General features: G+C 58.4%; 18 protein-coding genes. 4 read left to right on the top strand and 14 right to left on the bottom strand.

Annotated features, from left to right (window positions below; translation table 11 throughout):
- Nucleotides 1-4: 4 nt before the first annotated feature.
- From BLQ55_RS14790 to BLQ55_RS14760, 7 genes are all read right to left on the bottom strand, one after another.
- Nucleotides 5-1,006, bottom strand: a complete 1,002-nt coding sequence (locus tag BLQ55_RS14790) for an asparaginase (protein WP_092254714.1) — start codon at nucleotides 1,004-1,006, stop codon at nucleotides 5-7.
- Nucleotides 1,007-1,011: 5 nt separating this feature from the next.
- A complete protein-coding gene (locus BLQ55_RS14785; protein WP_092254711.1) occupies nucleotides 1,012-1,719 on the bottom strand; it encodes a branched-chain amino acid ABC transporter ATP-binding protein in 708 nt (235 codons plus the stop codon).
- Nucleotides 1,716-3,527: an ABC transporter permease subunit gene (locus tag BLQ55_RS14780; RefSeq protein ID WP_092254709.1), complete on the bottom strand. Its 1,812-nt coding sequence runs from the start codon at nucleotides 3,525-3,527 to the stop codon at nucleotides 1,716-1,718. Before BLQ55_RS14780 ends, BLQ55_RS14785 begins: the two co-directional genes overlap by 4 nt.
- On the bottom strand, nucleotides 3,520-4,353 hold the full coding sequence (locus tag BLQ55_RS14775; RefSeq protein WP_092254707.1) for a branched-chain amino acid ABC transporter permease: 834 nt from the start codon (nucleotides 4,351-4,353) through the stop codon (nucleotides 3,520-3,522). Before BLQ55_RS14775 ends, BLQ55_RS14780 begins: the two co-directional genes overlap by 8 nt.
- 58 nt (nucleotides 4,354-4,411) lie before the next feature.
- Nucleotides 4,412-5,575 (bottom strand): substrate-binding protein, encoded by a 1,164-nt coding sequence (locus BLQ55_RS14770; protein WP_092254705.1) that lies wholly within the window; start codon nucleotides 5,573-5,575, stop codon nucleotides 4,412-4,414.
- Between the two features lie 38 nt (nucleotides 5,576-5,613).
- Complete coding sequence (locus BLQ55_RS14765) at nucleotides 5,614-6,510, bottom strand: nitrilase family protein (protein WP_092254702.1); 897 nt, start codon at nucleotides 6,508-6,510, stop codon at nucleotides 5,614-5,616.
- 555 nt (nucleotides 6,511-7,065) lie between these two features.
- Nucleotides 7,066-8,232, bottom strand: coding sequence for an MFS transporter (locus BLQ55_RS14760; protein WP_092254699.1), 1,167 nt, complete (start codon nucleotides 8,230-8,232; stop codon nucleotides 7,066-7,068).
- Between the two features lie 94 nt (nucleotides 8,233-8,326).
- Here BLQ55_RS14760 and BLQ55_RS14755 point away from each other — a divergent pair, with 94 nt between their 5' ends.
- Complete coding sequence (locus BLQ55_RS14755; RefSeq protein WP_092202959.1) at nucleotides 8,327-9,220, top strand: LysR family transcriptional regulator; 894 nt, start codon at nucleotides 8,327-8,329, stop codon at nucleotides 9,218-9,220.
- 221 nt (nucleotides 9,221-9,441) lie between these two features.
- The gene (locus BLQ55_RS14745; RefSeq protein WP_092254696.1) at nucleotides 9,442-10,434 is read left to right on the top strand and encodes a hypothetical protein; all 993 of its coding nucleotides are present in this window, start codon (nucleotides 9,442-9,444) and stop codon (nucleotides 10,432-10,434) included.
- 119 nt (nucleotides 10,435-10,553) lie between these two features.
- Here the strand turns inward: BLQ55_RS14745 and BLQ55_RS14740 are convergent, their stop codons facing one another.
- From BLQ55_RS14740 to BLQ55_RS14715, 6 genes are all read right to left on the bottom strand, one after another.
- On the bottom strand, nucleotides 10,554-10,916 hold the full coding sequence (locus tag BLQ55_RS14740; protein WP_092202955.1) for a response regulator: 363 nt from the start codon (nucleotides 10,914-10,916) through the stop codon (nucleotides 10,554-10,556).
- Between the two features lie 23 nt (nucleotides 10,917-10,939).
- Complete coding sequence (locus BLQ55_RS14735; protein ID WP_092254693.1) at nucleotides 10,940-12,379, bottom strand: ATPase domain-containing protein; 1,440 nt, start codon at nucleotides 12,377-12,379, stop codon at nucleotides 10,940-10,942.
- Nucleotides 12,380-12,558: 179 nt separating this feature from the next.
- A complete protein-coding gene (locus BLQ55_RS14730; RefSeq protein WP_092202951.1) occupies nucleotides 12,559-13,848 on the bottom strand; it encodes an NAD(P)/FAD-dependent oxidoreductase in 1,290 nt (429 codons plus the stop codon).
- Nucleotides 13,845-14,591 carry an amino acid ABC transporter ATP-binding protein gene (locus tag BLQ55_RS14725; RefSeq protein WP_092202949.1) on the bottom strand — a complete coding sequence of 249 codons (747 nt, stop codon included), beginning with the start codon at nucleotides 14,589-14,591 and terminating at the stop codon, nucleotides 13,845-13,847. Before BLQ55_RS14725 ends, BLQ55_RS14730 begins: the two co-directional genes overlap by 4 nt.
- Nucleotides 14,588-15,244: an amino acid ABC transporter permease gene (locus BLQ55_RS14720; protein ID WP_060742896.1), complete on the bottom strand. Its 657-nt coding sequence runs from the start codon at nucleotides 15,242-15,244 to the stop codon at nucleotides 14,588-14,590. The genes BLQ55_RS14725 and BLQ55_RS14720 overlap by 4 nt, the downstream gene beginning before the upstream one ends.
- A gap of 62 nt (nucleotides 15,245-15,306) precedes the next feature.
- Nucleotides 15,307-16,065, bottom strand: a complete 759-nt coding sequence (locus tag BLQ55_RS14715; RefSeq protein WP_092254690.1) for an ABC transporter substrate-binding protein — start codon at nucleotides 16,063-16,065, stop codon at nucleotides 15,307-15,309.
- A gap of 164 nt (nucleotides 16,066-16,229) precedes the next feature.
- On the opposite strand from BLQ55_RS14715, the gene BLQ55_RS14710 reads away from it, so the two are divergent.
- The gene (locus tag BLQ55_RS14710; protein ID WP_092254687.1) at nucleotides 16,230-17,006 is read left to right on the top strand and encodes an IclR family transcriptional regulator; all 777 of its coding nucleotides are present in this window, start codon (nucleotides 16,230-16,232) and stop codon (nucleotides 17,004-17,006) included.
- 252 nt (nucleotides 17,007-17,258) lie between these two features.
- Here BLQ55_RS14710 and BLQ55_RS14705 read toward each other — a convergent pair whose 3' ends face one another.
- Nucleotides 17,259-18,224, bottom strand: coding sequence for a LysR family transcriptional regulator (locus tag BLQ55_RS14705; RefSeq protein ID WP_092202943.1), 966 nt, complete (start codon nucleotides 18,222-18,224; stop codon nucleotides 17,259-17,261).
- Between the two features lie 293 nt (nucleotides 18,225-18,517).
- Between BLQ55_RS14705 and argH the strand changes: the two genes are divergently transcribed.
- A complete protein-coding gene (argH, locus tag BLQ55_RS14700) occupies nucleotides 18,518-19,945 on the top strand; it encodes an argininosuccinate lyase (protein WP_092254684.1) in 1,428 nt (475 codons plus the stop codon).
- Nucleotides 19,946-19,963: the final 18 nt, after the last annotated feature.

Raw genomic sequence — 19,963 nt, 5'->3', positions numbered from 1 at the left:
TTACCTATTGATCAAAAATGTCTTGTAGTTCGGTTGCGGACCTGAGGTTTTGGATAGCCAACATCAATAATATCCTCGCTTTCTGCGGACTCAGGTCATTGGCGAAGATCACGCCGGCCTCTTTCAGCGTACTGCCGCCACCAGTAAAGCCATAAAGGGGCCTGACGCGACCACGGGGAACTCGGGTGGCAACGACCACTGTGATACCGGTGTCGATGGTCTGTGAAATGGCCGCATACACCTCGGCATTCACATTTCCCGCCCCCAGCGCCTGGATGACGATCCCCCTGGCGCCCGCCTGCACGGCAGCGTTCAACGAGGAGGCGTCCGCACCGGCGTACATGGCTACGATGTCAACGCGAGGCAAACTGAATCGCCCTAGCGACAAGTATTGTCGACGACAGGATGAGCGATAAAAAACGACCGTGTCGCCGTCCACTCTTCCGAGAAAACCCGCGTCGCCCGAGTTGAACGACTCAACGTCGCTGGTGTGGGTTTTGCTGACTTCCCGTGCGGCGTTGATCTGATCGTTCAGAACCACCATCACGCCCTTGCCCGAAGATTCAGGCTCAACGCAGACCCTGGCACCGCTCACCAGGTTGCGTGGCCCGTCGAAGTCCGATTCGGACGCATTGCGTTGCGCGCCAATAAGCACAACAGGCTTGCGGGAGGTCAACGTCAAGTCGAGAAACCACGCAGTCTCTTCAAGGGTGTCGGTGCCGTGCGACACCAGCACACCCGCGATATCCTGACGGGCCAGCGCGGCTTCAATGATCTGATGCAGCTGTACCCAGCGCGGCGGCCCCATTTCAACTGACGGGACATTCGACAAGTTGTCGATTTCGAGCCGCGTAATCTTCGCAATGTCAGGAACGACCTTGATCAAGTCGCGGCCCGACAACGCAGGGATTGGGGCTGACGTCGAAGGGTCAACGCGCATGGCAATTGTTCCGCCTGTTGCGATGAACAGGCACAACGGAAGGTCGTCAGAGCTGGACAAGGCCATAAGCGTCACACCCTCAGATGGTTGAAAATGGCTTCGGTAGCTCCCGGCGCCCGGGCGTCGCCCTCCTCTTCGATCTCGCCTTGTTTAAGCACCAGGTATCGATCCGCCACCTTCAATGCGAACGGCACATTTTGCTCGATAAGCAGCAGGGTCGTGCCGTGGAGTTGCCGCTCGTGCACCAGTGCGACAGCGATCCGGTCAATCACTGAGGGCTGCAAGCCTTCAGTGATCTCGTCCAGCAGAATGAGGGAGGGGCGCATCATTAACGCACGCGCCACCAGCAGCATTTTTTGCTCGCCTCCCGACAGCGTACCGGCGTATTGCTTCAGACGGTCCTTGAACACCGGGAACACAGATTCGATGGCAGCGAAACGCTCATCGAACAACGCGTCTTTCTCGAGCCCCATACGCAGGTTGTCCCGGATGCTCAGTTCGGTGAAAAGCGCTTTTTCCTGAGCCGCATAAGCAATACCTACTTGTGCGACTCGATGAGGCGACAGTCGGGTAATGTCACAGGCGTTGACTTGAACAGTGCCTTGTTTCTTGGGCAGGTACCCCATGATGGTCTTGAGCAACGTCGTCTTGCCCATGCCGTTCTTGCCCAGCAATGCGACCGCTTCGCCGGCCGCGACTTTGAACGACATATCCCGTAGAACGACGGACGCCCTGTAACCGCTCGTGACTGAATTCAGTTCCAATGTGGCACCGTTCATACGACCTCCTGTGGAGCAAGTGCAGATCCGGCATAAATCGTCTTGACCAAATTCGAATTGACGACTTCTTCGAAAGTGCCCTGCATGACCATCGTCCCTTGGTGTAATACCACGATTCGGGTAGCGATCTGTTCCACAAAATCCAGATCGTGTTCAACCAGCAGGCAGCACAACTTGTAGCGGTTTGCGAGCATGGAAAGCACCACACCAATTTGCGTGCGCTCGGTCTTTGTCAGCCCAGCGGTAGGCTCGTCTAGCAGCACGATGCGAGGTTCCAGGGCCAGCACCATGGCCAGCTCCAGCGCTTGCTGTTCACCGTGCGACAAGTCTCGAGCGACCACATCCAGCATGCTATCCAACCCGGTAACCCGCAGAACGTCCAAGGCATAAGATGGCAAGGCCAACGTACCCGCCCGAGTGAAAAACAAGGGTCGTTCGTGAAGAGTTCCGGCCATACGCAGACACTCGGCGACGGTCAGGGATTCGAAAATATTGGCATTCTGGAATTTGCGCCCGAGACCAAAACGAACACAGGCCTCTGCCGGAAGCCGACGGATATCGTTACCGCACAAATGCACCGTCCCGGATGTACGCTCAGCCCCGTCGCTCATGCACCGCATCAGTGTTGTTTTACCGGCACCATTGGGGCCGATCAGTCCAACCAGATCACCGGCCTCGGCCTTGAATTTGATCCCCTGCAAAACCTTGAGCGAACCATAACGCTTGGTGACGTCCGCCATTACAAGCGCAGGCACATCATCCGATTCGGGAACCGCTTTCCCTGCACGCTCAACCAGCGCCGGAACTCGCCGCGAACGTGTGCCGAACCCGAGGGGCTTGAGCAGGGCCGGGACGATCCCTTGCGGTAGCAAGACGATCACCAGCACAAAGGACAGGCCGAGAATCAGTTGCCACAGAAACGGCATGCGACTGCCAAGATAGGCCGTGGCAACGTTAATCAGAATCGCCCCCGCCATGGGCCCCCACAACGTGCCGCGTCCACCCAGCGCAACCCAGATGATCAGCTCGGTACCCAAGACGAAACCGGACAACTCGGGCGCCACCACGCCACTAAAAGCGCCGTAGCCAAAACCTGCGATCCCTGTAATCGCCGCAGTGGCGATCAGCAGAAGGATTTTGATGTTCGGGACGTTGATCCCCAGGTACGCACATCTGGACTCGTTGTCACGTATCGACGCCAGCACACGCCCGGCATCACTGCGCACGAACAGCCAGGCGAAAAGCCCTATCAGCGCCACGCCACTCCCGGCGATCCAGTACCAGGCGTTCAGCGACAAGTCGAAGGTGTCATAGCCGGTCAGGCCCGAACTGGAACCCGTCCACTCACCGCCGGACAGCAGTAACTGAGTCATTACGATGGGCAACACCAGCGAGATAACCGTGGCAAAAAACGGCGAGGCGCCCCGGTAGAAGGAAAGCCACCCCACCAGCCCTGCAACCAACATCGGGACGACGATTGCGAGCCCGATGGCGCTGGCAATAGAGCCTGGAGAAAGGCCAAAGTGAGTAAAAACCAAGCCTGCGGCATACGCACCAATACCAAAAAACGCCGACTGCCCGAAGGTGAGATAGCCGGTGTAGCCCCACAGCACATCCACCGTGATAACCACGATCGCAAACAGAAAAGCCTTGATCAGCAGGTTGAGCACGTAACCGTCGAAAATCCACGGACCGGCGATCAGCAATGCGACGGCAATCAAAGCCAGCACACCCGAACGCCCCCATGCTCCCTGACGACTGGCCCCCGTAGATCGGGTGTTCGCCGCCTGCAACGTAGTGTTAGTCATGTGCGAACCCCTTAGGACGAATACGCAAGGTCAACGCCGCCAACACGGCAATCGTGAGTCCGCCAAGGACTGGGCTCGCATAAGTGCTCACGATAACTTGGCACGCACCAAATACCGCGCAAGTCACGATAAGGCTGGGCATCGAATGCCCGGAGACCATGACGAGCATGAAGGCAGAAACCAGCCAGGTAATCCCCATGCCTGGGTCAATACTCGAAAGCGGACTAATCAAGGCCCCGGCCAATGTTCCCAGGCCCGCGCCCAGGCTGAAGGTAATGAAGCGTATGCGCCCGGCATGGATGCCCAGGCCGCTGGCCAGTTCCTCGTTCATGATGACCGCACGGGTTTTGACACCGAAGCGGGTGCCATTGAGAAGCGCCGCCAGCAAGGCGCACAAGCCGAGAGCCAGGGGCACCAACAACAATCGATAGGCGGAGTAATCCGTTCCACCCAGCGACCAGGTTCCTGTCAGGGGCACGTCTGCAAATTTCACGTCCCGGCCAAAGACGAGAATGATCAGTTGACCGATCACGATGCCCAGCCCCCAGGTTGCCAGGATGGCATCCAGAGGGCGTTTATAGAGTGGCCTAACAATCAAGTATTCGATAATCGCGCCAACGATCATTCCGGTCGCGAGAGCCAACGGCCACGCAAGCCAGGGACTCCATCCCAGTTGGGTCACGACAAACGCCGCATACCCTCCCATTGTCAGCAAGGCACCATGGGCGAAGTTGACGATTTTCATTATTCCGAAAATCATCATCAGGCCCGCAGTAACAATGAACAGCATGGCTATTGTTGTTGTTATATCTAGAATTAACACCATGACGTCTCCCTCCGGGGAGAATGCAACGTGAAGCGTTACTTAATAATCAAGCAATGGACTATTTCAAATTCGGGCATTGAGTACCTGGACTGACGCCTTCTTGGGTTTCAAGGATGCGAATAGAACCATCGCTTTGTATTTGGCCCAGACGCATGGCCAAGGGGGTATGGCGGTTGGCATTCATCTGCACAACACCCCGAGGCCCGTTGATCGAGACATTGTTCAACGCCTCTACGACCGCAGCGGAGTCGATAGAGTTGGCTTTCTCCACCGCGGCTTTATAGAGAAAGAAGGCTTCGTATTGCGGTTCGGAAAGCTCGTTTGGCGTGGACACGTTCCCGGCAAACTTCTGGCCGAGGTCACTCAGGAATTTTCTGTTTTCCGGCGTATCGATACTGGTCAGATACGAGGCCGACATGTACATGCCCGTTGCCACATCCCCCATGGTCTTGGCGGTGCCTTCATCGATGGCCAGGTTACCGTAAGGCAGTGTCAACGCCGCCGCTTTCAACTGTTTGGCCAATGAGACGTTAGGTGCGCCACCTGCCGTGGCACTGATAAGCGCGTCAGGGTGCGACGAGCGAATCTTTGAAATAACAGCGGTCCAATCACTTCCGTCCATCGGCAGGTACTCTTCACCGACCACCTTTCCACCATGTTGCTCAATGTACGCTTTGGTGAACTTCAGCATGCCCCGGCCAAAGGCGTAATCGCTACCGACAAGAAAGTAGTTTTTAGCCCTAAGCTTCTGGCTGAAGTAATCCACCACAGGGGCAACTTGCTGCTCTGGTACCCAACCGTTGACATACATCCACTTATTGCAAGAACGACCCTCATAGAACGAGGTATAGATATAGGGCACACGACCTCGGGAGATAATCGGCAAGGCAGCATTGCGCGCAGCGCTACTTTCCATCGCGATAATGGCGTTTACTTTCTTTTCCAGCACCAGCGTATCAAAGGCTTTCTGTGCACCTATTGCACCGGAAGCATCATCAACGATCTCCAACTGCACCGGGCGACCGAGGATTCCGCCGGCGGCGTTGATTTGCTCCACAGCGAGTTCCGAGGACTGAACGACAGCCGGCGCCACCACGCTATTGGCGCCTGACAACCCCACCGCAACGCCAATCTTGATAGGTTCAGCGGCATGTCCCTGGGTGGCTACGATCGCCGTAGCAGCCAGAACAGCGATACGGACGAGGGGATAAGTGGATTTCATGTGAGTATCCTCGATCTTTGTTATGCAGAGATGGGGGGTTAGTAGCGAGGCAGTTGCCAGCCCGTGCCTAACATGGGGTCATAGATATCGGTACGGCGATCACGCAGGACCGTATTGAACGTTGTAAGGCGACGGGATTGACGGGACGTCTTCAGATTGATATCGGCATAAAGTATTTGCTGGTTATCTGCACTGCCTGGAGCCACCAATGGCCAACCGTCGGCACCGACAATGATGCTGTTACCCACAAAGAGCTGACCGCGTTCGGTGCCTACGCGATTCGCGCAAATGATGTTCAGACCGTTGACGTGGGCATTGGCCATCGCCAATGTATTGGCCATGATCATGGTGCCGTTGCCCTGTCCCGGCATGGGTACCCAGTTGGTTGGCATGCAGACGATATCTGCGCCTTGCATGGCCAACAGTCGATAGACCTCCGGGAACCAGCCGTCATAGCAGATGATCATCGCCAGACGGCCAAAAAGCGTATGGAACACCGGTAAACCAAGATCGCCGACCTCGAAATACAGATGTTCGTCACCCCATAGATGGAGCTTGCGATAAGTCCCCACGTAACCTTCGGGCCCGACCATGACGGCAGCGTTGTAAAGCTTGTACCCCACTCGTTCAGCAACGCCGCCGATGACGTAGACGTTGTGCTGGCGGGCAGCATCTTCCCATGTCTGAGTGCTGATACCTGCCGGTACGGACTCCGCCAGTTCAAAGGCCTCTTCACGACTGGAAAAGACATACCCGCTGCTGACCAATTCGGGCAGTACAACGATCTGCGCACCGGCGCTGGCCGCCTCGGCTATCAGGTGCAGCGACACTTTCAGGTTCTCAGCCTTGCAACCCACTCGTGGCTCCATTTGTATGGCTGCCACCGTGATGCTCGGAAATTCTTGAGTTTCGTCAGAGGAGCGAAAAGCCGACATATTATTTTTTCCAAAAAAAAAGCCCCCGAATGCGCTACTAACGCAATTCAGGGGCTTCTATAGCCGATATGTACTCAGCAATATTGCTGAGGGTCTACGATTTCCAACAAGAAACGGTGACCTATGTGCAAACGTTATACAGACCTGCCGTGCCATGTCAAAAGATTTCTTAACAATAGAACTGAACCCCACTGATCTGGCTAGGCTCCAGCGTCGCGCCATGAACCGCAATGCAGACACTCAGGTTGGCCATGCTGCCTCATTCGCCGTGGGCCTGCGATGGGCGCACGCCTCCTGGTGTGCTGCGCCTTCCATACCCAAACTATCGACTGGCCAGATCCGCTCCGAACCAGAAGCAGCAAATGGATAGTAAATGTCAGCACAAAGGAAGATGACGGAACGCTGATGGTTGGTATTGGATGCAGACCTTATGGTCGGAGCTGGAGCCACAGTGAAAAGCATGTCATAGCCCGTTGCCTATCGAATGGTTTAGCTGCTTGATGGCCAGGCAGGCTCGCGAGGCGACGGGGACTAACAGTCCCCCTCTCCTCATCATCACGCAACCACACTTGCAGCCGCTCTGGAACGCCAGGCAAAAGCCAGCACCATCAGCAGCCCCAGCCCCGCCATGGCCGCTCCGGCCAGGGAAATCGCCGGATAACCCAGCCCGGCATTGATCACCGCTCCGCCCAGCGCCGCCCCTATCGCGTTGCCGAGGTTGAAGGCACCGATGTTCACCGCCGAGGCCAGATTGGGCGCGTCCTTGGCGGCTTCCATGACGCGCATCTGTAGCGGCGGCACCAGGGCGAAACTGGCGATGCCCCATATCAGGATGGCCACGGCGGCCGGCAGTGGCCAACGCATCAGGACGGTGAACGCCAGCAAGACGAGAATCAGCACGCTCAGCGAAGCGATCAGGGTGCGGTCTATCGAGCGGTCGGCGGCCTTGCCGCCCCACATGTTGCCCAGCGTCAACCCCACACCGAACAACACCAGCATGGCGGTGATGTAAGCGGTGGACCCGTGGGTCTCGTTGCTGAGGATCGGCGCGATGTAAGTGAAGACGGTAAACATTGCACCCGAGCCGACGACGGTCAGGGCCAACGCCCCCAGCACCGGGCCACGGCCCAGTACCCGAATTTCAGCCAGCACACCGACGCCTTGCGACATTTTCAGGTTGGGCAAGGCGAACCACAGCGCGGCCATGGTCACCCCGCCGAGGCCGGTGATGCCCCAGAATGCCGTGCGCCAGCCGAACAGTTCGCCGAACCAGGCGGCCAGCGGCACACCGCCGATGGTCGCCAGGGTCAGGCCCATGAACATGGCCGCAACCGCCCCGGCACGTTTGTCCGGGGCGACCACGCTGGCGGCGACGATGGAGCCAACGCCAAAGAACGCACCGTGGTTCAGCGAGGTCACCACCCTGGCGACCATGAGGCTGTAGTAATCGGTCGCCAGGGCCGACATCAGATTACCCAGGGTAAAAATCGCCATGAGCCCGATCAGCAGATAGCGCCGGGGGATCCTGCCGGTGGTCAGGGTCATCAGCGGCGCGCCGAGCAGTACGCCCAGGGCGTAGGCACTGACCAACAGACCGGCGGCGGGAATGGAAACGCCGAGATCCGCAGCGATGCCCGGCAACATGCCCATGGGGGCGAACTCGGTAACGCCGATGCCAAAGGCACCTATGGCGAGTGCGACAAGTGGTGGATTGATACGCATGGTAGGCTCCTTATCTATGCCGCCAATGCTACGATTCAGTCTTTTCAGGCGGTAGATAGCATTTTTGGCAATCACCTTTGCGCAAGAGGCACAAATGGACTTCAACGGCAGGTCAGGTGAAATGAGCGTGTTCGCCACCGTTGCGCAGGAAGGCAGCCTGTCAGCCGCCGCGCGTGCATTGGGGCTGACACCCTCGGCGGTCAGTCGGATCATCGCGCGTACCGAACAACGCCTGGGTACCCGCCTGCTGTTACGCACCACCCGGGCTATCACCTTCACCGCCGAGGGCGAAGCTTTCCTGCGCGGTGCCCGGCGTATCCTGGCCGACATGGACGAAGTCGAAGAAGCCATCGCCGACCAGGGCGTGCCCAGGGGCCGATTGCGGGTCAGTGCCGCCCTTGGCCATGGACGGCTGGCCATCGTTCCTTTGGTGGCGGCATTCAGCGCCCGCTACCCGAACATCGTCGTCGACCTCACCCTGGGCGATGAAGTCGTCGACATTCTCGGTGGCCAGGCCGACGTGGCGATACGCTTCGGCCATCTGCCGGACAGCCCGCTGACCGCGCGCAGGATCGGCGACACTGGCCAGGTCGTGGTGGCATCGCCCGAGTACCTGCAGCGCCACGGCATCCCCCAGGAGCCGGAAGACCTGCTACGACACAACTGCCTACGCTTCAACTTCCGGCGTGCCGAACCCAACTGGCCGTTCATCCGCGACGCAAGGGAGTTTTCCCTGAAAGTCAGCGGCAATATCGAATGCAGCAGTGGTGAAGCGCTGGCACAACTCGCACGAGTGGGTGCCGGCATTGCCCGTATCGGCGAGTTCAGCGTGAGCGAGGACCTGCAGCGCGGTGACCTGATACCGCTATTGGAAGCCTGGAACCCAGGCGACCGGGAACCGATTCATGCGGTGTTCGTAGGGGGCTCGGCAATGCCGGCACGGGTGCGGGTGTTCGTGGATTTCCTGCTGGAACATCACCGGATGTAAGCGCTGGCGTCACCGGGCGAGACGGATGACTGATAGGAAACTTGGGCATTTCAACGCGAAAAATTCTGCTAGCCTCATTGTGACCGTGAATCACCGAAACCTGGTTACAGGGTAAGCAAGGGCGGTGCTTTCGTGGTTTCCAGTCGGCACAGCGGGACGTGTTCACGTCATGGTGGCGTCGAGTCCTGGCTATAGCACCACGGCAGATGGAAGAGGTTCCCATGTCCAACGAGTACTCAGTCTATTGCCGAGACGGTACCTACTACATTCGCGACTTGAAAGGTAATCGCTGGACCGTGCAGGCAAGGTACGGAACCCGGGAGCTTAGCGATGGCTCGCCCATCGATCCGTACGAAGAAATCTTGCTGGAAAATGACCGGTCGATCGTGCGTGTCATCCCCAAGACGGGCCGCGCCCCGACCTACGGACGCTTTTCCAACTACAAGAATGCCTCACCCGAAAAAATCACCAAACGCAGGTTTCGAGCCGTCAATCACGGGCTGATGAACTTCGTGCTGCTGCAAGGTTCCTGGGCCTGGCTTGTGCCCTACGAGGGCAAGAAACAACCGCAGATGCACGATCTGATGCATGGCTTCGTCGGCAAACGCATACACACTAAAAAAATGAAAGCTGCGACATTGGAAGAAGTGGGCGAGGAACTATCCGCGACGCAGTACGCCCGCAAGGGCGGGGTGTTCATCTTCAACAAGGGACATTTAGCGATTCGGTACGACTGGTGCCATCTGGTAGGCCATGGGCTGCTTGGCAAAGACATTGCGGGCAACATCGTAGCTGCAACCACGTTCCAGAACTCGGAACAGCTGATTCTCGAAACCGTCCTGCATGACTACCGAATGGAGAAAATGATGTTGAAAGTCGAAGCCAAGCTGGCATACGGCTGGAAACACCTGGCAGAATCCATCTGGTTCAGGGTCATGCTGAACGGCGACACCATCTACTCACGAACCATGGACGCAAGACGGGCCACCAAGCCAGACTTCAATGAGTACACCGAAGTCTCGACGGATATGCGGCGTCAGTTGAACCGTGGACTCAAGAAGCATTACTCGGGCGACGACATGACCATGGAAACCTTCGAAGCCATCAGCAACAAATTGGGGATCGTTGACCCGTCATCGTCCACCGGTCTGTGGAAGTCTCTTATGGAGACAATCCGCGGAGAGGACGAACTCGCTGCGGACTTGGTGGACTGAACGTTCGAGGGGGTGCTCCCGAGGACCGTGGACGCCACTGCAACCTTCTTATCACCGCGCAAGCGATTTCACGATCCGCATGTCGGCCGTCTTGTGGCTCGGCGGCTCTCGACGCCGTATCACTCTGCAACCAAGAGCCTCTTCACCTCGGCGACAATCGAATCTATGTCGAATGGCTTGGGCAGCACGGCATCAAACAAATCCGATCGCTTCATCCCCACGTGAGCCTGGGCACCGCTCATCAAGATGATCGGCAACCCCTTGACGGACGGTAAGGCTCGCACGGCCGTGGCGAATTCAAGACCATCCATGACCGGCATCATGAAGTCAGTGATGATCAAGGCTGGACGCTCTCTTTCCAGCACTTCGAGTCCTTTTTGACCATTGCTGGCTTTTACGACCATGAAGCCCTCGTCCTCTAGCGCAAAACCGAGGATGTCAGCGATCAAATACTCGTCGTCGACGACCAGGATGGTGGTCATGTTAATTCAACCCGCTCAAAGACTTATGAAATTGAACCAGGCAATGACTCAGCTGCGGCTGAAGGTTCATTTTTCAAAGCCTTTTCAAGGAAAACATCTTGATCCCGGATGACCACCTCGAATCGCGAGGGGTCATAAGCGCTGTCTCGTACCTTAAGAATGGAGAGCGTCCTTCTTAGTTCAGAGCGATCTTCAAGGAAACGCATGAGCATCAGGTTATCGACGATGCTGGACAGGTCCGAGTTCGGTGAACTGACCTCGGAACCGAATAGATCTCGCATCTCCCAGGAGGCGAACACCGTAACGCCCCGGGATCGCAGCTCGTTCATCAGCGCACTGTAGAAATCGGTAATCCGCGCGGGATTCGTCGAAGTCCGTGTCATGCCGCTCAGGCTATCGATGAACAGGCGCTTGATACCCTTTTCCCTGACGATGTCCAGCAGCCGTGCGCCGAGTCCATCCAGCAAGCCTTCGGTGGTGGGCTGCCAGGCAATGCTCAACGCACCGCTTTTTTCCATGTCTTCGATATCGATGCCCAGGGAGAGACCTTTGAGGCGCAGTCGCTGCGGGCTTTCATAGAATCCGAAATGCAAGCCAGGGGCATCTGCCGTCGACTTGGCGAGGAATTTGAGACCCAGCGTCGTTTTACCAATCCCGGAAGGACCGATGACCAGTGACACGCTGGAGCTGTGCAAGCCTCCGCCCAATATGTCATCCAGGGATTCAATCCCGCTGGCTATACGCGTCATGTCGGCGCTGTCGGGGGCGGAAGGACGGCTGTAGAGGCTTTCCAGGCGCGGATAGACAACCAAACCGTCGTCGTTGATTTCACATTCGTGAAGACCGGTCAACGCACCGCTGCCGCGTGTCTTGCGCAGTTGAATGCGCCGAACCGAACGCGTCCCGAACAGCTCTTCACCCATTTCGATGACACCGTCCACCATCGTGTGCTCGGGGCTACCGTCGTCGAGCCGCGAACTGGTGAGGAACAACACGGTGCAACCGGCGAAAGCGGCGTGTCCCTGCAGCTCCGAGATGAATTTCTTGGTGTCGATGGGCGAGTCGGCCTTGGAGCGCGCATTGAGCAGACCATCGACAACCATCACGGTAGCCTTTTGCCGACTGATCTCGCGTCGAAGCAGTTTCACGACTTCATCCAGGCCTTCGTTTTCCAATGTGTCGAATGCGCTGACAAATTGGATTTCGGCACCGACTTTGGCTGAGTCGAAAAAGCTCAGCGTAGAAAGAAACTGGAAAAGTCGATCATGTGATTCGGCCAGCAGCGTGGCGACTAAAACACGACCGCCACTGCGGGCATGATGGAATCCAAGTTGGTTCGCGAGGATAGTCTTGCCTGAACCTGGGCGTCCTTGGATTATGTATGAAGCACCCGCGACCAGCCCTCCCTGGAGCAGCGCGTCGAGTCCTTCGATTCCGCTTTGAAGGCGTTTTAGCTTTTCCACAATGCGACCCTGATCTGAAAAAACAGGCTGTTTAAGCCCAATGGAGGGGATGCTAACGCCATTTCCACTTCGGAGCCATTCAGGTTGAATGGAAATTTGGCTTGGCGGGCGCTCGCCTTGGGCCGATAAGACGCCACCGACAACGCCCGACCGGTGCCCGCAGTTTTTTCAATGAACGCTCAAAACAAGGCATCCAATACCCGGTAATAGCTGATCCCGGCAGCGAGATAAAGCCGCTGCAACGCATGAAACGGAATTCGCCGCAGTGGCATGGCCGGGAACGGGAAGTCCTGCGTCGCCCCTGAGAGCTTCGCGGCCAGATGCTTGCCCAACGCCGTGGACAGGGCGATGCCGCGGCCGTTGTAGCCGAGCAAGACTGACAGCCCCGGTGCCGGATCATGCACATGGGGAAGAAAGCTTTGCGTCAGGGCGACCCGACCACTCCAGCGGTACTCGACAGGCACATCCGCCACTTGCGGAAACAGCGCCCCCAGCGAACGCTCCAAGTGCGCCCAGTCCCGCTGCCGGGAAGGCTCCGAGAACGGCCCCCGCCCTCCCAGAAGCAAACGCCCCTGGGCATCCTGCTTGAAGTAGAGCAGCAAACGGCGTGAGTCCGAACAGACCTCGCCACCGGGCAGGATGGTCTTGCGGATCGCCGGCGGGAGCGGACGGGTCGCGATGATGAAGCTGTTGGCCGCGACGACGGTCTGGCGCAACCCGGGCCACAGGTCGTCGGTATAGCCATCGGTGGCCAATAACACCCGTTGCGCACTGACCTTGAAGCCTTGCGCGGTGGATAACAGCCAGCCTGATCGATGCCGCTGCAGCCCCGTGACGCGGCTGTGGCCGTGGATCATTGCGCCCTGCCCCACGGCGGCCTTCGCCAGGCCACGGGCGTAACTCAATGGATGCAAGCTGCCGGCCCGAGGATCGACCCACCCCCCCAGGTAATTCTCGGTACCGATACGTTGGCTGACCGCCGCCCGGTCCAACAGCTCCACCTTGACGCCCCGGCGTTGCCATTGCGCGGCGCGCTGCTCGATGGTCTTCATCGCAGTCGTCGAACAGGCCGGTTGAATCCAGCCTTTGCGGGTGGCATCACACTCGATCCCGTACTGGCGAATCAGCGCGAACACTTCGTCAGCGGCTGACCCGGCCGCCTCGATCATCGCTTCGGCACGGGCCGGGCCGAACTTGGCGAGCAATTGATCCGGGTCGAACTTCAGCCCGGGAATCACCTGCCCGCCGTTGCGCCCCGAGGCCCCCCAGCCTGGCTCCCCCGTATCCAGCACACAGACGCTGACACCCGCTTCGGCCAAGCGTAAAGCCGTCACCAAACCGGTATAGCCAGCCCCCACGATGGCCACCTCCACTTGCTTGTCTTCGGCCAAGGCCGGCGTTTGCACCGCCGGTGTGGCCGTCGCGGCCCAGAGTGAGGCCGGCAGTTGCGGGGCGAAAGGTGCATTCATGCCGGCACCTCCCCGCTGTGGTTGAGCAACCGGCGAAGAAAGTCCTGTGTGCGAGGATGCGTCGGCGTACTCAGTACTTCCCCGGCGGGTCCTGACTCGACGATCTTGCCGCTGTGAAGAAAACAGACCTTGTCGGCGACGTCTCGAGCGAAGGCCATTTCGTGGGTCACCACGATCATGGTCATGCCCTCGTTGGCCAGATTGCGCATCACCGCCAACACTTCGCCGACCAACTCCGGATCGAGCGCCGAGGTCGGTTCGTCGAAGAGGATCGCCTGGGGGTTCATCGCCAACGCCCGGGCAATGGCGACACGTTGCTGCTGCCCCCCGGACAGTTCGTCCGGGTAGGCATTCATCCGATGGGACAAGCCGACCTTTTCCATCAGCGCCTCGGCATTCCTGCGCGCCGCCTGAGGGTTCTCCTTCTTTACGTAGATCGGCCCTTCCATGACATTTTCCAGGGCCGTGCGGTGCGGGAACAGATTGAAGCGCTGAAAGACCATCGCCACCCGAGTGCGAATGTCGTGGATGTTCCTGGCATTACGGTCGACACGTTCATCGCCGACCAGGACCTCGCCCTGGTCATAACTTTCCAAGCCATTGATACAGCGCAGCAACGTGGACTTCCCCGACCCCGAAGGGCCAATCAGGCACACCACTTCACCGCTCTTGACCTGCAAATCGATGCCTTCGAGGACCGGCACGCTGCCGTAACGCTTGTGAATGCCCTTGATCTCGATCATGACGTTCTCCGGGTGCTGAAGCGTGCTTCCAGACGACGCAGCGCAAAGGACAGCGGCAGGCTCATCGCCAGGTAGAGCAATGCCACCAGGGTGTAGACCGTCATGTTCTCGAAGGTCGAAGAGGCGATCAGTTGCCCCGCGCGAGTCATCTCGGCCACGGTGATGGTGGAGACCAGCGACGAGTCCTTGAGCATCATGACCAGGGTGTTGCCGTAAGGCGGCAAGGCGATGCGGAATGCCTGGGGCAGCACCACGCGCCGCATCACCATCGCACCGCGCATACCCAAGGATTCCGCCGCCTCGATCTGCCCTTGCTGGATCGCCTGGATACCGGCCCGGAAGTTCTCCGCCTGATAGGCCGAATAAGCGATTCCCAGGCCAATGACACCAGCCTGCATGGCCGTCAGTTGAATGCCGAATTCCGGCAGGACGAAATAGATATAAAACAGCTGCACAATGATCGGCAGCCCCCGGATGATGTTCACCACACTGATGGCGAACAACGCGACCGCACGTATTTTCGAGACCATCATCAGGGCCAGGAGCAGGCCGATCAGCGAGCTGAGTACAAACGACCCGGCCGTCACTTGGAGAGTGACCACCGCCCCTTTGAGCAAGATAGGGAGGAAGTCCAACGCATTCTGGAGAATCATAAAAATCTACCCACGGAACAATGAGTGGACCCGCCCGCCACCGCAGGCGGTCGACAAAACCATCAGTTGAGCTTCCACTTCTCGATGATCCGTTCGAGGGAACCATCAGCCTTGATCGCAGCGATGCCTTTGTTGACCTGCTCCAGTGTTGCGTTGTCGCCCTTGCGCACGATCAGGCAAACGTCCCCCATCACCACCGGCTGATAGCTCTGTACCAGGTGCACCTTGTTCTGGGTGCCCTGGGCCAATTGATAGGCGACGATCGGGCGATCGGCGAAACCCGCCTTGATACGGCCGAGGGCCAGGTCGCGCATCAGATCGGGGATCGAGTCATAACCGCGGACTTCCTTGAAGACGCCACGCTTGTTCAGCTCATCGATGAACACGGTGCCGACCTGGGCGCCGACAACTTCGCCGGCAAAATCCTCCATGCGGGTGTACGCGGTCGGGTCGTCGGCCTTGACGATCAGCCCCTCGCCATAGGTGAAGACCGGATCGGAATACTGCACCACCTTTTCCCGCGCCGGCGTTCGGAGCATGGCGGCGGAAATCAGGTCGATCTTGTTTGACGTCAGTGACGGGATCAGCGAAGCGAAAGTGGTCTGCTGGATCTCCACCTCGAAGCCGCCCGCCTTGGCCACCGCCTGCGCGGCGTCGATCATCATGCCTTGGATACTCTGGCTCTTGACGTCGAGAAAGGTGAAGGGAATCCCCGTTGCGGTTGCACCGACCTTGTAGACGGGCTCGGCGACGGCATTGGCTGAAGCGATGCCAGCAGCCAGGGCAACAACGAACGTGAGTGCACGAAAGCGAGTAAGCATGGCGTATCTCCCATTGGACGCTTTTATTGTCTTAAGTCCGGTAAGGGTTGCCCCATATGGATGGCAGGAGGCTCAAAATGACTGTAAAGCGATTTACAAAAATCGTAAAGAGATTTATAAGTATCGAATATCGATATTCAAAGCGCAAAATATAAGGATTTTCCATGAGCGATAACCCTCATCCGCTGTTCAATCAGTCATTGGAAAAAGGCCTGGCGGTGCTGCGGGCGTTCAACGCAGCCCGGCGCACCATGAACCTGGCGGATATCGCGCAAGCCGCAGAGATCAATAAAAGCTCGGCGCAACGTATGATCCATACCCTCGAAGAGCTGGGTTATGTGCGCAAGCATCCACAGACCAAGCGCTTCCAGTTGACCCCGAAGGTCATGGAGATCGGCTACAACTACCTGGCCGCCGACACACTGGTGGACGTGGCCAACCCGTTTCTTGCCGAGTTGGCACAGGCTACCGGGGAGACGACCAACCTGACCGAACCCGACGGGCTGGACATGGTGTACGTGGCACGCTTCGTGGCGCCGAAATTCATCCCTATCCACATGCCCATCGGCAGCCGGATCCCGATGTACTGCACCGGTTCCGGACGGGCCTTCCTGAGCGCCCTGCCCGACGACGAACTCGTTGCCGCACTGCAAGCCAGCGAGCGCACACGCCATACCCAGCACACCCTGACCGCGGTCGACGACATCATCGAACAGATCGAGACCACACGGCGCAGGGGCTACGCCACGAACAAGGAAGAGTTGTTCCTGGGCGACATGTCCATTGCCGCGCCGATCATTGGCAGCCAGGGCCTGCCGGTCGCAGCCGTCCATGTGGTGGTGCCCACGAGTCGCTGGAGCATGGAGGAAGCCGAGCGCAAGCTGGCGCCTGCGGTGATCGAATGTGCACGGGCGATTCGCTCGTCAATACGAACCCTTTAGCAGATTGATCCCATGAACAGCCACCGTTTCCCTTGCACAAATCCAATTATTACCGCCGTCACTTAGAGGGTGGGACTGCGCATACTGGACGGGGTGATTGAACCCTCGGATAGTTCAACTGAGTGCCTTTCCAACGGAACACGCCGGAACAGGTCGCGGTGTTTGAACGAAAACAGCGCCAACGGTTTGATGGTGCAACTTACCTATCACTCCGGTTACCGCCAAGGTTCGTGAGTGACGACCCCATAAACATCAAAGCGGAGCCTTCAGATCCACCCCCAACGCCTGGGCAAAGGCCTTGACCAAGGGGCTGCGCACAGTGTTGTGACGCAGTATCAGACTGAATGGCGTGACGATATTGATCAGGTCCGGACACACTGCGCGAAACTCTCCCCGCGCCACCATCGATGCGGCGTAATGCTGAGGCAGGAACCCGAGGAAACGCCCCGTCTTGATCAGCAACGCCACAGCTTCCACCTGGGTGGCTGAGGCGGAGAAGCGGTCGTAGTGCGCAAATTTCAGTTTGTCGCGATGAATCGCGTAGCGATGGTTGACGCACTCATACTCCTTGAGCACATGTTCCCCCATGTCCGCGTCCGCCATGGAGAACAGCGGATGACCGAGTCCGCAATAGACCTGCGAACGTTCTTCATAGAGTTCGTAGTAATCGAACTCTTCGCGTTTTTGATAAATCGGTACGATCCCCGCCACCAACCGCCCTTCGACGACACCTCTTTCGACTTCATCGAGTTGCGAAGCCTGAAGTTGAAACCTGACCTTGGGCGACTGTTCATTAATTTGCCTGAGCGCAGCAACTAACGGGGAATTATCATCCGAAATAGTATTATCAATAACCCCCACACCAAGATCACCTACAAGTTCGTTCTGCGCTGAACTAAGGCGATCACGAAAGTTATCGACCGAGGCAAATAAGTCTATCGACGCCTGATACACCAGGCGCCCTTCTTCCGTCAGATGAAAGCCCTCGCGCCCGCGCGTGCAAAGGCGCATCCCGATACGGATTTCCAAGTCGGAAATCTGTTTGCTGATGGCCGCCAGCCCCACATTCAGTTCATTCTGTGCGGCACTAAAGCCTCCCGCCTCGACCACGGCCTTGAACACTTTGAGCAATTTGAAGTCCAGCCCGCTGAGGGCCAACGGTGCCCTTTGCGGGGTTCTCGGCGGCGGGTTTCCGGAATTGGAAAGTGGGGTTTCCATAATGCTTATTTACCTCTGGCGCTCTATTCAACAACCTGTGTCCAACAACAAAAACAAGCTGGCCCAATAATAATGAACACAGAAAACCAAGCTTGGCAACCGACAATAAATTCCGAACATCAGCGCCAAAACGCTGGTCGCGAAACATCAAAAGCTGACAGTTCGATCAGCACTCGCACCGATGCAACTGCCCTCTTGAAAACTGCTCTGGCCTGACTGCGCTCGCTGATTTCGTAGCGACGCCGTGGCCTCGAGTGCCCGTTTCAGTTCGCGTAACCGACGAGGAAAAAACAATGTCTCAAACCACCGACCGACTCTGGGGTGCTCGCTTCAAATGCGGCCCTTCCGAAGCCTTGGCGGCCCTGTCCCGTTGCCCTGAGCGCTACTTCCGGCTCACCCCGTACGACCTCGCCGGCTCCAAGGCCCATGCCCGGGAATTGCAGCGCGCCGGACTGCTGACCGAACAAGAAACCCAGACCATGCTCGACGCCCTGGAACGCATCGGCGCGGACTATCGTGCCGGCAGCATCGCCCCGACCCTGGATGATGAAGACGTCCACACGTTCATCGAGCGCCTGCTGACCGAACGGCTTGGCGCCCTGGGTGGCAAGCTGCGGGCCGGCCGTTCGCGCAACGACCAGACCGCCAACGATCTGCGGCTGTTCCTGCGTGACCACGTACGCACCGTGGCCGTTGAAGTGTTGGGCCTGCAGCAGGCGCTGGTGGAACAGGCCGAGCAACACATCGACAGCATCTGCCCCGGCTTCACCCATCTGCAGCAGGCGCAACCGATCGTGTTCGCTCACCACCTGCTGGCCCACGCCCAGTCGATGCTGCGCGACGTACAGCGGTTGGTGGACTGGGACGCACGCACGTCGCTGTCACCACTCGGTGCGGCGGCCATGGCGGGCTCGGCGATCGCTCGCCTACCTCAGCAATCGGCAAAGGAAATGGGCTACAGCGGCGTCTGCGAAAACTCCATCGACGCCGTGGCCAGCCGCGATCACGTCGCCGAGTTCCTGTTCATCGCCAGCATGCTCGGCATCAATATCTCGCGCCTTGCCGAAGAGTTCTGCCTGTGGTCGTCGCGGCAATTTCGCTGGGTCGAACTGGACGATGCCTACGCCACCGGCAGCTCGATCATGCCGCAGAAGAAGAATCCGGACATCGCCGAACTGGCGCGAGGCAAGGCCGGTCGCCTGATCGGCAACCTGACCGGCCTGCTCTCCACGCTTAAATCCTTGCCACTGTCCTACAACCGTGACTTGAGCGAAGACAAGCACGGTGTGCTCGACAGCGTCGACACGCTGCTACTGGTGCTGCCCGCCATGGCGGGCATGGTGGCAACCATGAAAGTCAACGTCGAGGAATTGCGCCGCCAGGCACCGCTGGGCTTCACCCTCGCCACCGAAGTTGCCGATTGGCTGGCGATGCGCGGCGTGCCGTTCAAGGAAGCTCACGAAATCACCGGTGCGTTGGTCCAGGCGTGCGAGAAACACGACCTCGAACTGTGGGAGGCCTCCCCCGCTCTGCTGGCGGAAATCGACCCGCGCCTCACCCCAGAAGTACGCGAAAGCCTGACCCTCGAAGCCGCCATCGCTGCACGCAATGGCTGGGGCGGGACGGCGCCACAACAGGTACGCGAACAGATCGGACGCTTGAAAACCGCCCTCGCCGCCCAGCAGCAATGGACCGAGGACTATCAGGGCTTTCGCCTCTGAGCAACACACCGAACTGCG

The organism is Pseudomonas sp. NFACC13-1 (assembly GCF_900104425.1).
Classification (GTDB): domain Bacteria; phylum Pseudomonadota; class Gammaproteobacteria; order Pseudomonadales; family Pseudomonadaceae; genus Aquipseudomonas; species Aquipseudomonas fluorescens_AA.
This window is presented reverse-complemented; position numbering and strand designations above follow the sequence as displayed.

Bases quoted from the DNA above. Each gene is read 5' to 3' on its own strand.
- BLQ55_RS14770 (WP_092254705.1), bottom strand. From the start codon at position 5,575: ATGAAATCCACTTATCCCCTCGTCCGTATCGCTGTTCTGGCTGCTACG.
- BLQ55_RS14760 (WP_092254699.1), bottom strand. From the start codon at position 8,232: ATGCGTATCAATCCACCACTTGTCGCACTCGCCATAGGTGCCTTTGGC.
- BLQ55_RS14775 (WP_092254707.1), bottom strand. From the start codon at position 4,353: ATGGTGTTAATTCTAGATATAACAACAACAATAGCCATGCTGTTCATT.
- BLQ55_RS14710 (WP_092254687.1), top strand. From the start codon at position 16,230: ATGAGCGATAACCCTCATCCGCTGTTCAATCAGTCATTGGAAAAAGGC.
- BLQ55_RS14785 (WP_092254711.1), bottom strand. From the start codon at position 1,719: ATGAACGGTGCCACATTGGAACTGAATTCAGTCACGAGCGGTTACAGG.
- argH (WP_092254684.1), top strand. From the start codon at position 18,518: ATGTCTCAAACCACCGACCGACTCTGGGGTGCTCGCTTCAAATGCGGC.
- BLQ55_RS14780 (WP_092254709.1), bottom strand. From the start codon at position 3,527: ATGACTAACACTACGTTGCAGGCGGCGAACACCCGATCTACGGGGGCC.
- BLQ55_RS14725 (WP_092202949.1), bottom strand. From the start codon at position 14,591: ATGATCGAGATCAAGGGCATTCACAAGCGTTACGGCAGCGTGCCGGTC.
- BLQ55_RS14730 (WP_092202951.1), bottom strand. From the start codon at position 13,848: ATGAATGCACCTTTCGCCCCGCAACTGCCGGCCTCACTCTGGGCCGCG.
- BLQ55_RS14745 (WP_092254696.1), top strand. From the start codon at position 9,442: ATGTCCAACGAGTACTCAGTCTATTGCCGAGACGGTACCTACTACATT.
- BLQ55_RS14715 (WP_092254690.1), bottom strand. From the start codon at position 16,065: ATGCTTACTCGCTTTCGTGCACTCACGTTCGTTGTTGCCCTGGCTGCT.
- BLQ55_RS14755 (WP_092202959.1), top strand. From the start codon at position 8,327: ATGGACTTCAACGGCAGGTCAGGTGAAATGAGCGTGTTCGCCACCGTT.
- BLQ55_RS14765 (WP_092254702.1), bottom strand. From the start codon at position 6,510: ATGTCGGCTTTTCGCTCCTCTGACGAAACTCAAGAATTTCCGAGCATC.
- BLQ55_RS14740 (WP_092202955.1), bottom strand. From the start codon at position 10,916: ATGACCACCATCCTGGTCGTCGACGACGAGTATTTGATCGCTGACATC.
- BLQ55_RS14705 (WP_092202943.1), bottom strand. From the start codon at position 18,224: ATGGAAACCCCACTTTCCAATTCCGGAAACCCGCCGCCGAGAACCCCG.
- BLQ55_RS14720 (WP_060742896.1), bottom strand. From the start codon at position 15,244: ATGATTCTCCAGAATGCGTTGGACTTCCTCCCTATCTTGCTCAAAGGG.
- BLQ55_RS14790 (WP_092254714.1), bottom strand. From the start codon at position 1,006: ATGGCCTTGTCCAGCTCTGACGACCTTCCGTTGTGCCTGTTCATCGCA.